Origin of the sequence: Veillonella sp. AS16, from assembly GCF_000517785.1 — a bacterium.
Classification (GTDB): Bacteria; Bacillota; Negativicutes; order Veillonellales; family Veillonellaceae; genus Veillonella; species Veillonella denticariosi.
This window is the reverse complement of record NZ_AZYX01000007.1, coordinates 265,228-277,862: the sequence shown is the minus strand read 5'-3', so window position 1 is coordinate 277,862 and position 12,635 is coordinate 265,228. Positions and strand designations below refer to the sequence as shown.

General features: G+C 41.7%; 9 protein-coding genes. All 9 read right to left on the bottom strand.

Features of this window, described 5'->3' with window-relative positions; all coding sequences use genetic code 11:
• Positions 1-60: 60 nt before the first annotated feature.
• The 9 genes from HMPREF1521_RS01440 to mutS all read right to left on the bottom strand — a co-directional run bounded on the left by HMPREF1521_RS01440 (position 61) and on the right by mutS (position 12,625).
• On the bottom strand, positions 61-663 hold the full coding sequence (locus tag HMPREF1521_RS01440; RefSeq protein WP_038114947.1) for a nitrate/sulfite reductase: 603 nt from the start codon (positions 661-663) through the stop codon (positions 61-63).
• 86 nt (positions 664-749) lie between these two features.
• Complete coding sequence (gene hemW, locus HMPREF1521_RS01435; RefSeq protein WP_038116005.1) at positions 750-1,913, bottom strand: radical SAM family heme chaperone HemW; 1,164 nt, start codon at positions 1,911-1,913, stop codon at positions 750-752.
• A 25-nt stretch (positions 1,914-1,938) separates the two neighbouring features.
• A complete protein-coding gene (lepA, locus tag HMPREF1521_RS01430) occupies positions 1,939-3,738 on the bottom strand; it encodes a translation elongation factor 4 (RefSeq protein WP_038114945.1) in 1,800 nt (599 codons plus the stop codon).
• A 38-nt stretch (positions 3,739-3,776) separates the two neighbouring features.
• Positions 3,777-4,838, bottom strand: coding sequence for a tRNA 2-thiouridine(34) synthase MnmA (mnmA, locus tag HMPREF1521_RS01425; protein WP_038114944.1), 1,062 nt, complete (start codon positions 4,836-4,838; stop codon positions 3,777-3,779).
• A 199-nt stretch (positions 4,839-5,037) separates the two neighbouring features.
• Positions 5,038-6,276: a methionine gamma-lyase family protein gene (locus tag HMPREF1521_RS01420; RefSeq protein ID WP_038114941.1), complete on the bottom strand. Its 1,239-nt coding sequence runs from the start codon at positions 6,274-6,276 to the stop codon at positions 5,038-5,040.
• The gene (gene miaA / locus HMPREF1521_RS01415) at positions 6,273-7,202 is read right to left on the bottom strand and encodes a tRNA (adenosine(37)-N6)-dimethylallyltransferase MiaA (protein WP_038114939.1); all 930 of its coding nucleotides are present in this window, start codon (positions 7,200-7,202) and stop codon (positions 6,273-6,275) included. Before miaA ends, HMPREF1521_RS01420 begins: the two co-directional genes overlap by 4 nt.
• Positions 7,199-8,014 carry a class I SAM-dependent methyltransferase gene (locus HMPREF1521_RS01410; protein WP_038114936.1) on the bottom strand — a complete coding sequence of 272 codons (816 nt, stop codon included), beginning with the start codon at positions 8,012-8,014 and terminating at the stop codon, positions 7,199-7,201. The genes miaA and HMPREF1521_RS01410 overlap by 4 nt, the downstream gene beginning before the upstream one ends.
• A 1-nt stretch (position 8,015) precedes the next feature.
• Positions 8,016-10,004 (bottom strand): DNA mismatch repair endonuclease MutL, encoded by a 1,989-nt coding sequence (gene mutL, locus HMPREF1521_RS01405; protein WP_038114934.1) that lies wholly within the window; start codon positions 10,002-10,004, stop codon positions 8,016-8,018.
• Positions 10,004-12,625, bottom strand: a complete 2,622-nt coding sequence (mutS, locus tag HMPREF1521_RS01400) for a DNA mismatch repair protein MutS (protein WP_038114932.1) — start codon at positions 12,623-12,625, stop codon at positions 10,004-10,006. Before mutS ends, mutL begins: the two co-directional genes overlap by 1 nt.
• Positions 12,626-12,635: the final 10 nt, after the last annotated feature.

Below are 12,635 nucleotides of genomic sequence, written 5' to 3'. Positions count from 1 at the left end.
AATAAATTATTAGACCTGTAAAATAGATAAGTGTTTTTATATACTATTTAAGTTTATTAATTATAGCTCTAAACCTTCAAGCGGATTCCCCAGTCTTACTAATAATTTTCCCATACGTTCCCGAGGTTCACCATTTTCCGCATACCAGTCGACCAAGATATCAACCGCTTTTTTAGCCTGTTCCACAGATAAATTTCGAGCCAGTATTTTTCCGGCCTCCGGTTTAATCCCCGTTGTACCACCAACGGCAAGCATAAAACCATGAGATGTACCGATAAAGGCTATATCCTTCACCATGGCATCCGGACAGTTACGCCCACATCCGCTGATACCGATTTTACACTTATGAGATGTCTTACGCCCATAATGTTTACGTTCCACATAATCCGCCAGCTCTTGAGTCTCCATTTGGCCATTTTTACAATGGCCCTTTCCGACACAAGCGATAAGCGAATTTACACCGCGATGAATGACCGTAGTAACCCCTTCCGGCAATTCGGAAATAAGTTGTTCTTTATCCTCTTTTTCAATCCCTGTAATCTGCAAACCTGTCACAACATGACGAAACGAACCGCCATATTTTTCAGCTAGTTCTATACATGCTTTCATTTGTTCCAATGAAAATTCATTATGTAAACCGTGTAATATAACCGATGTCTTCATCGTTCCTCCTCAAATCCAGCATGCTTATTCATCATCATCCTATTAATCCTAACATATCGGATTTTGAGAATCTGTGAGAAAATACATTATTCACGAATAAATTGACCAAAAACATAGTTTCCGTGCTTTGCACCTTCAGGTGTTACATGATAGGCGCCATGATGAAAGTTCATCAATCCTTTAGCAACTAATTCATCTATACTCGGGCCAAATAAATTACGCACAGAGATACCAAATCGATCCTTAAACAGCTTCTCATCAAGGCCCCATTTTGTTCGAAGTGCAAGGAAACAAAAATCTTCCTGTGCCCGTTCAATAGATATGTTCTCCGTTTCGACAGTCGGCATTTCATATCGATCGACCGATTGAATATACGGCATGACATTGCGGTTGTTACTTCGTCGCACGCCATCATAAAAGGAATGTGCACCGGCTCCAAAACCTAAGTAATCTATATAATGCCAATATTTTAAATTATGGCGACTGTACGATCCGCCTTTAGCAAAATTAGAAATTTCATAGCGTTCAAATCCGAGTTCACATAGACCTGTCATCATGGTATCATACATGGATTCATCAATACTTTCATCGGGTAAGGAAATCAATTTCTTTTTTACAAGATGATATAAATACGTTCCCGCCTCAACTTGAAGTCCATAGGTAGAAATATGATTAATCGGTAAATCCCGAACGAGTTCTAAGTTTCGCTGAACATCGGCCACCGTTTGATTCGGCAATCCATAAATAAGATCAATATTAATATCCTCAAAACCGGCTTTCTTCGCATCTTGTACGGCCTGTATGGCCTTTTTCGCCGTATGGCTGCGATGCAACCGTGAAAGAGCCTTATCATCAAAGGTTTGAATACCGAAGCTGATGCGGTTGAAACCGAGACTGACCAGCTTAATTAGATATATTAAAACAACTTCTCCAGGGTTCGACTCTATGGTCATATGACAAGAATCTATAATGGTAAACGTATGACGTATTTTATCTAAGATCATTTTTAACTGATCTATGGATAATTCCGTCGGCGTTCCTCCACCAAAATAAATGGTATCAATAGGGCGAAGTTTCGATTCAGGATGCTCATTAGCCCACAAGTCGATTTCCTGCACGAGAGCATATATATAGGTCTCATAATAATCCTGTAAATTTTGATATGCTGGGAAATCACAATAAATACACTTCTGTTTACAAAAAGGGATATGGACATACAGCCCCATATCCCCTATTGTAAACAGATTCATAGTTTTTGAATCTGTTTGTATCATATTAATCCTCAACCTTGAGTATAGCCATGAATGCTTCTTGCGGAATCTCAACGGAGCCGACGGATTTCATCCTTTTTTTACCGGCTTTTTGTTTTTCCAATAATTTACGCTTACGCGAAATATCGCCGCCGTAACATTTCGCGAGCACGTCTTTTCGCCATGCTTTTACCGTCTCGCGAGCCACAATTTTCGTGCCTACTGCAGCTTGAATCGGAATTTCAAACATTTGACGAGGAATGAGTTCCTTCAGTTTCTCCGCCAATGCACGCCCCCGTGTAGCCGCTCTGTCCTTATGTACAATAATGGACAACGCATCAACAGGATCACCATTTAATAAAATATCCATCTTAACCATCGGCGACTGCTTGTAACCGATTAACTCATAGTCAAGAGAAGCATATCCCTTCGTAGCGGATTTTAATTTATCGAAATAATCATAAATGATTTCACTCAACGGCAGATGATAAACGACGGACACGCGTGTCTCATCAAGATACTCCATCGATTGATACTCACCGCGTTTATCTTGGGACAATTCCATAATAGTGCCGACGAAATCCTTAGGAACAATTGTTGTAGCCTTAACATATGGTTCTTCAATATAATCGATTTCAGTTGGCGGCGGCAGTTTCGCAGGATTATCAACTTCAATCATTTCTCCGTTGGTCTTATATACCTTGTAATTTACAGACGGCGCCGTAGTAATAAGGGATAAATTATATTCACGCTCCAGACGTTCCTGAATAACATCCATATGCAACAACCCGAGGAAACCACAACGGAATCCGAAGCCGAGCGCCAACGACGTCTCAGCTTCATATTCCAAAGCGGCATCATTGAGCTGTAATTTTTCCAATGCATCACGAAGGTTTTCATAATCCTTGGAATCCGTCGGATATAAGCCGCAATATACCATGGATACGGCCTTGCGATATCCCGGCAACGGTTCCGGTGCCGGATTGTCCGCCAATGTAACTGTATCGCCTACATGACAGTCCGCAACATTTTTAATGCTCGCCGCAATACATCCTACAGAGCCGCATGGTAATTCTTGTACAGGCACGAGATTCGGCGTAAAAATACCAAGCTCAGTTACATCAAAGTCCTTCTTATCATGCATCATACGAATTGTATCTTTTGCCTTAATAGCCCCCTCTTTAACCCGTACATACGCAATAGCGCCCTTATACGAATCAAAACGGCTGTCAAAGATCAATGCCCGTGTCGGTTCATTCGATTTATCCGGTGGAGCCGGTACCTTATTGACGATGGCCTCTAAAATATCGGGAATACCAATACCGGATTTTGCGGAGCAGAGCACAGCTTCAGATGCATCCAGACCGATTATATCTTCAATCTCCTGTTTTACACGATCAGGGTCAGCCGATGGCAGATCGATCTTATTGATAACAGGGATGATTTCCAAATCATGCTCTAACGCAAGATATACATTTGCCAACGTTTGAGCCTCTACGCCCTGTGCGGCATCCACAACCAGCAATGCCCCTTCACAAGCAGCAAGAGAACGTGATACTTCATAACTGAAATCCACATGACCCGGCGTATCGATCAGATTGAGAATATATTCCTCGCCATCGTGCGCTTTATACAATATACGTACGGATTGAGCCTTAATTGTAATACCGCGTTCCCGTTCCAGATCCATGGAGTCTAATACTTGTGCCTCCATTTCACGTTTTTGTAATGTGCCCGTATATTCAATTAATCTATCGGCGATGGTGGACTTACCATGGTCAATATGGGCGATAATACAAAAGTTACGAATGTGTTTCGTTGACATAATCTATTATACAAATCCCGAGATTTGTATACTCCTTTCTAACATACCTGATCGATAACAGCACCTCCCAGTAATTGAGTGCCGTTATAAAAGACTACAGACTGTCCCGGCGTGATAGCCCGTTGCGGTTCTTCAAAGACGACCTCCATCGTATCATCATCGAGGATTCGTGCCTTACAAGGTGATGGATTAGCGGCGTAACGAATCTTTCCTTCCGCCTTTAATTCCTTATGAATCGTATCATCCAGGAAATTATAAAATTTACAGATCATACGATTGGTAAAGAGTCGCTCATTAGGACCTACGATAACTTCATTACGTTCGCCATTAAAACCGATAACGTATAGAGGATGTTTATAAGCGATGCCGAGCCCCTTACGCTGCCCGATGGTGTAGTTAAATAAACCTGTATGCTTACCTAATACTTCTCCATCCTCAGTAACGATATTGCCGATTTTCGGTTTTTCTTTCATTTCCTCTACCACGAGTTTTTGATAATTTCCGTGAGGCAAGAAACAAATATCGACACTATCCGGTTTCTTTGCAACCGGTAAATCGAATTCTTCGGCCATCTTGCGGGTTTCTGTCTTACATTGCCCCCCTAAAGGAAACATGAGATGACTCAAAATGCGCTGGTTCATATTATACAATACATAACTCTGGTCCTTTGTAGGATCTATGCCCTTATGTAATTCATATAAACCGGTCGATTCATTATAGTTAACCTGTGCATAATGACCTGTCACCATATGTGTCGCCCCCAGTTCAATAGCACGATTGAGCATTAAATCAAACTTGATATTTTTATTGCAAAACACACAAGGATTCGGCGTACGTCCGTAAGAGTATTCTTTTACAAAATAATCAACTACATTGTCGTAGAATACATCTCTTGCATCGATTACATGATGCTCGATACCGAGAAAATCACACATTTTCTTGGCGTCCGTAACAGCTAGAGGCACCGAATCATAAGGGGTGCCGCTCACCCACAGCCAAAGGGTGATACCAAATACTTTATAGCCTTGTTTCAGTAGCATGGCAGCCGTCAAGGAGCTGTCCACGCCACCGCTCATAGCTACAGCGATAACTTTTTCCATACTTTCTCCTTTTAATGATCTGTTGATCATAAAACAATCAGGGTGAAAGCCTGACGTGTAAAAACACTAGTTCGGTGTAAAAGTCCGAGTAGTATCACTATAAAATCATAGTAACTTATATTATAGCCCAGAAACAGGTATATTGAAAAGATTTGAAATAAAAGAATCCCTTCCCGTATAGAGAAAGAGATTCTTTGGATTATCTATATTTTAACAATTCTTCTGCGGCGCCTAAAATACCGAGCATGGAGTGTTCAAATACTAGTCCGCCTTGCATAAAAATTGTATATGGAGGACGAACGGGACCGTCTGCACTCAACTCTATGGAAGATCCTTGTACAAATGTACCGCCGGCCATGATGATTTTGTCTTCATAGCCCGGCATATCGCCCGGAATGGGATGCACATGAGCATCTACAGGAGAATACGCCTGCATACCGCGACAAAACTGTTCCATTTCCTTCCCGTTATTCAAGTTGATAGCCTGAATCAAATCATAACGATTCGAATTCACCTTAGGAAATACGTCGTAACCGAGCAGTTCCCCCACAGCAGCGGTATATACGGCACCCTTTAGAGCTTGCAGGACCACATGAGGAGCCATAAATAATCCCTGGAAGAACAATCGATATCCCGGTGTATAAGAGCCCATATGGTCTCCAAGACCCGGTGCCGTCAATTGATATGCCGCATCCTCTACTAAATCCGCACGGCCTACGATATAACCGCCCGTCGGAGCCAAACCGCCGCCGGCATTTTTAATGAGTGACCCCGCCATGATATCGGCGCCAATCTCTAACGGCTCTTTTAATTCTGTGAATTCTCCATAACAATTATCGACAAAGCAAATTGTCTTCGGATTTTTTTCTTTTACAGCATCTACAATAATCTTAATATCCGCCACGGATAAAGGTTCACGCGTACTGTAACCGCGAGATCGTTGAATGACGACAACACGCGTATTGTCGTTAACCGCATTTGCGATAGCTTTAACATCATAAGTATTGTCCTTCAAAGGAACTTCAGTATAGGTAAAGCCCTTTTCAATCAGGGAACCTCTCACTTCTCGGGTAGAGCCTATAACCGACTGCATCGTATCATAAGGAGCCCCTACAGCATAAATGAATTCAGTACCATTCGATCCATTCCCCATTAGCGCCATCAACGTTGTGGCCAATGCATGGGTACCGGATACAAAGTGAGGCCGTACAATAGCTTTTTCACCTTTAAATACATAGGCAAACACCTCATCTAGTTTTTCTCGGCCCACATCGTTATAGCCGTAACCTGTAGTCCCGTTAAAATGATAATCAGATACTTGACATTCTTTAAAAGCTTCCAATATTTTTTTTGTATTCACCAATGCGATAGGTTCAAATTTTTTAAACTCCGGTTCAGCCATTTCAAGGGCTTTAGTGCGTATTTCTTCTAATGTCATACTAATCCTTCTCTATGAATCAATTCCATAGCTGTATTAAAAATATAATCCTTTGACGTCGTATCATCTATATAAATCCATTGGATATAGGGCATCCGCTTATACCATGTAATTTGTCGTTTTGCAAAATGACGCGTATTTTTTTTAATTAAATCCCGACAAGTATCAATCGTAATGGAACCCTTTAAATATTCGACGACCTCTTTATAGCCGATACCTTTGAAAGCTTGACATGCGGGATTTACACCGCTTTCCACCAACCGCTGCACTTCATCCACAAGACCAGCGTCAAACATCATATCGACGCGTAAGTTAATGCGTTCATATAATTCATCACGATTGCGCATGAGTCCTATAACGGGGCCCATATAAGACAGTCCGTCTTTAGTCTGGTTACGTAAAGACTCCACATCACCATGATGTAATATTTCTATGGATCGATATAAACGATGCTTATCCGTATACAAAATATCAATGTGATTAGCCTTACCCAATTGTCGAGCATACTTACGTAAACCTTCAATACCATCCCGCTCATAAAGTTTATCTAATGAAGCTCGTAACGATTCATCGGGCTTTACATCATTAAAATTATAATTCTCTAATAATGACTGCACATATAAGCCTGTTCCACCTGACAGAATCGGTAAAATCTTACGAGAGGATAACTCATCAATAATATATCGCGCCTGACTCTGAAAGATTGATACCGAATAAGAGTCATCGGGTTCGAGAATATCGATTAAATGATGTCTTATGCGTAGTAACTCCTGGGCTGACGGTTTTGCCGTACCGATATTCAACTGCTTATATACTTGATAGGCATCTCCGGAAATGACTTCTCCGTGCAATTCATGCGCCAACTCTAGCGTGAGCTCTGTTTTTCCTACCGCTGTAGGCCCCACGATGGTAATTAATGGATTCACACTGTCTCCTTTATATATACGCCATAACCGATACGACTGTATTTTCCCCCAATCCATTGATCCGGTGAATGTAGTTGAAAGATAGAACTGAAAGGCCGCTCCTTAATAATAAAACCGTATTTAGCGATACGCATAGCTTCATCTATGATGGACTCCGTAATCGCGCTTTCCACTGTATGCCCCCGCAACGGCTTAAATTGTGGACTATCCTCAATAGGCACTTCAAACATGGGATCAAAATAAAGAATATCTGCAGCATCATCCTTTAACGTAGGTAAATACTCCTCAAAAGATGCATGATGCATCAAAATTCGACGTAGCGCCGCCGTTACCTCCACCTGCCTATGCTCATAGTGGCTCAGTCCATAGGATGTTGATAACCATATGGGTAATGATGCTTCTAAACACGTAATATGAGCATCCGGAAATCCGTAACTTAAGACAACGCTGTCACTGCCGAGCCCCGCTGTACAGTCTAGTAAACTGAACGTTGAAAGCATAGATACGGGATGTACCGCTGTCAAAATAGATTGCACAGCATTAATCAGATGGTCTCCCTCACCTCTCTGTATGCGTAAAATACGTAACTGAGCCATGGACAGATGAAATGTATGGTGTTGAGAAGGCGAAAAATATATAGTCAGACCGTCTCCTGATAAAACAGCGATAAAATCAGAGTGATACGCTTCAAAAAGCTGTGCCATCGACGATTTATTCCGCTTTACATAAGTCATAGGAATAGAGGAAGCCAAATGCTTAGCTTCCTCCTGAATGAAACCATTTGATTTTTGTGATGTGGTAATGATATTCATATTAAGACCGTAAAAATAATTTTCCTAACTCATCGGGTGTAAACTTGATAATCGTAGGACGTCCGTGAGGACATACATAAGGTTTTTCCGTATTAAATAAATCCTCAATCAATGTCGCCATCTGATACATGTTCAGATTATGTCCCGATTTGATTGCACCTCTACATGAAGCATAGGCTAACATTTCATGTCGTAGTTGTGCCTTAGTAGGCTTTTGATGATCATGCAAATACGAGAATACATATTGTAAAATCTCAAATGCTTTCGATTCCACCAAATCAACGGGGGAGCCTACCAATTTGATCTGTGCGGGTCCTCCCAGCTCCACATCAAAACCTAAATCGAGTAATACGTCCCGCTCCTCTTCTACGAGCGTCATATCATCCTCTGTAGCCTCCTGTAACTGAGGGACAAGAATAGATTGCATAGGAATCGCTTCCGATGATTTACATAATTTATCATAACGGACACGCTCGTGTGCGGCATGTTGATCGATAATATAAAGATCATCACCCTTTTTAGCCAGAATATAGCAGGAAGCGACTTGTCCCATAGGTAAAAATCCGGAGTTCCGAATAATCCGCTCCGCTTGATTCGTTTCTATCATATCCTGTTTCAAGGATTTGAATTTCTCCACATCTTCCGCCGTATAACTGGTATAAGCGGCCGGAACGGAATTAAACGTATTATCCGTAAAGGTTTCCTGTTCATATGTAGACTTTGGGGGTGGCGGCGTAAAACCGTGACTCTTTAAAGAATCTACAAACTGTGAGGTTTCATCGCGCATTACCTCATAACCTTTATTGCGGCGACTGCCAAAAACCTTATCATACTCTACGGCTGTAGCGATATGTTCGGCAGACTGCATATCATCTCTCACCATCATTCCCGATTGATACGAATCATAAGTACTTTTACCATGAGTATCGACAGTACTTTCACCATTCGTATCAATGGTCCCCGGCATATAGGAAGAAGATTCTCGTTCATACCGTTCATGCAGAGGATTATTCAATGCATTAAGAATACCATGATAAACAGCCTTGAAGATTAATTTTTCATCAGAAAATTTTACTTCACTTTTACGAGGATGCACATTAATATCCACCATATCAGCCGGTACCGTAATATGAAGCACGACTAGGGGATGGCCGTTTTTCGGTAACAGCGCATGGTATGCATTATCGATAGCCTTCATAATAGTCTTGTCGGAAATGACACGGTTATTGACGATAATGGTCTGCCATAATCGTGTACTCTTTAATAATGTGGGCTTACTAACAACACCGTCAATATAAATTGAATCACTTTCATAGGCAACAGAAAATACATCATCCTTCGTTTTATAACCGTAAAGAGCCGCCACGGTATCAATTATATTACCGTTTCCGGGCGTTATAATGGCCACCCGGTCATCGATGGTAAGTTTAAATGATATATGAGAATTGCTGAGAGCTAATTTACCGACAATATCCTGAATTTTAGATGATTCGGTGCGCTCTGTTTTGAGAAATTTACGTCGTGCTGGCGTATTATAAAACAAATCCTTGATTTCAATAGTCGTTCCCGGTGCCGCACCATAGGGAATGCAGTCCGTGAAAGTTCCGCCGTCCAATGTAATACGCGTGCCCAATTCATCCTCTGATTTACGCGTAATCAACGAAAAATGAGAAACCGACGCGATGCTGGCTAATGCCTCACCTCTAAACCCTAAAGAAGCGATATCGAAGAGATCCTCCACCTGCTGAATCTTAGACGTCGCATGACGCAAGATAGCTAATCGCGCATCCTCTTCGGTCATACCGATACCGTTATCGGTAATACGCATATAGGAAACACCGCCATCTACGATTTCAATCTCTATATTCGTCGCCGATGCATCGATGGAATTCTCGATAAGCTCTTTTATGACGGAAGCAGGACGTTCAACGACTTCACCGGCGGCTATTTTATTAATTGTCTTTTCATCCAGTACATGAATGGTCGGCATTATTTACCGCCTCCTTTGCGAGCCTCTTCTTGTAGTTGATACAGTATATTCAACGCTTCAATCGGAGTCATGCTCATCACATCTAAATCAAGCAAGCTGTCTACCACGGAATGAGTAAATAGATTCCCCGTCGCCGGTTCACTTACCTGTTTTACGACATTGGAGGCTTGCGGTATAATCACGCGTTGATTCAAATCATCGGCATCGTTGCTCTGATCCTCTAGAGACGCGAGAATAACTTCAGCCCGTTTCAGCACGGAATTCGGTAATCCAGCCAATCGGGCCACATGGATACCGTAACTGCGATCGGCACCACCTCTGATAATGCGACGCAAAAAGGCCACATCTTTTCCCTTTTCCTTAACCGCAACCGTATAATTTTTCAATTTACTGTAAGTTTCCTCTAAGGTGATGAGCTCATGATAATGCGTTGCAAACAGTGTCTTACCATGTATGTGCTTGCATATATGTTCAACGACGGCTTGAGCAATACTTAGTCCGTCAAAGGTACTCGTACCACGACCTATTTCATCAAGGATTATAAGGCTATTAGAGGTGGCATTTTCTAAAATATAGGCAACCTCTTTCATTTCCACCATGAAAGTACTTTGCCCCGTAGAAATATCATCGCTGGCACCTACGCGTGTAAAGATTCTGTCTACAGGTGAAATAGCTGCCTCCCGAGCGGGGATAAACGAACCGATTTGCGCCATGATCATCAAGATAGCGACTTGCCTCATATAGGTGGATTTACCGGCCATATTAGGACCCGTAATCAACAGAAATTCCTCATCATCATGATTTAATACCACATCATTCGGTACAAAAACCTCACGCTTCAGAAATTTCTCGATTACCGGATGCCGTCCATCGCGAATATTGATTTGCCCGTTCATTGCTAACGTGGGACAAATATAATTTTCTTCGTATCCCACCAATGCTAAAGAACAGAGCACATCTAAATCCGCCAAAGCTCGTGCGGTCTGTTGTATGTCTTTAATAACAGCCTTAATCTGTTCTCGCAAGTCCTGATATAACCGGTGTTCAAGAGCAATCATTTTTTCCTTTGCGCTGAGGATTTTAATTTCAAATTCCTTAAGTTCCGGTGTAATATACCGTTCCGCATTAGATAGTGTTTGCTTACGAATAAAATAATCCGGCACCTGTTCGGATTTATTATGAGATACTTCAAAATAATAACCGAATACCTTATTATAACCGGTCTTGATTTTGGAAAGGCCCGTTGCAGCCTTGATGTCCTCTTCCATCTTGGATAGCCATTTTTGACTGTCGGTAGTCAACGAACGCAGTTCATCCAGTTCTTCATTATATCCGTCTTTTATAACGCGTCCTTCTTTTAATGTAAGAGCCGGCTGCTCTGCTATAGCATTATATAGTAAATCATATAATTCACGATGATTTTGAATGCGTTCATTAATAGATGTTAACGCTAAACTGGTGCAAATGTTTAAAGTATTTTTTAATTCCGGCAATACTGCTAACGATTCCCGTAAGGCAGTCAAATCCCGTGGCGATACGGAACCCGTTTCCACGCGGCCCACAATGCGTTCAAAATCATAAATACAGTCGAGCTTATTCCGCAAATCGGTCCGTTCCGCTCCGCGAGTGATCAGCTCTGAAATAGCGGATTGTCGACGTTGAATTTGATTAATATCCGTCAATGGACTTTCAAGCCATTGTTTTAACAGCCGTGCCCCCATCGGTGTAAGGGTTCTGTCCAATACATCAAGCAATGTTCCCTTCTGACCACCGTCGCGAAGATTGTGCGTAATTTCCAAATGGTGCAATGAAGATGTATCTAAGATAAGTCGATTACCTACACTCAGCTGATGCACATAATTGATATGGGAAATCGGAGATTTGATGACATCTTGCAGGTATAACAACATAAACCCCAATGCTTCCCATACATCTTCTTCCATCAGGCCCAAATCGCCGAAATGGGCTACCGCCTGTTCCGCTACTTCCCGCTGTGTATGATAGGTGGAAAATGGAGAAAATACAACATTGCTGAATTGATTACCGATAAAGTCTCGAATTTCTCGAGGTAATTCGCTACCTTCAGGCAGAATGATTTCCGTCGGTCTATACATGCTTAACGCATCATACATATCACTCTTTTTATCGGATTCAGTAATGCGATGCCAAATGACTTCACCGGTTGATACATCGGAAAAAACGAGAACCCACGAATCTTTTACCATATAAAATAAAGCTAAAAAATTATTGGCCCGCGCATCATTGGCATTTTCCGTCATAACAGTCCCCGGCGTCATAACTTTTATGACATCCCGTTTTACAATGCCCTTAACCGCTTTAGGATCCTCCAGCTGCTCACAAATAGCTACCTTATAACCTTTTTTAACCAACGTCTCTATATAGCTTTCAGCAGCGTGAAAAGGAACGCCACACATCGGTGTGCGTTCCTCATCGCCCGTAGGACGTCCTGTTAACGTTATATTCAATTCTCGAGATGCTAACAAAGCATCATCATTAAACAATTCGTAAAAGTCACCTAACCGAAAGAACAGAAGTTCCTCTTTATATCTCGATTTGATATCAAGATACTGTTCCATCATTGGTGTCTGTTTTTTACTCATATTCACCTCA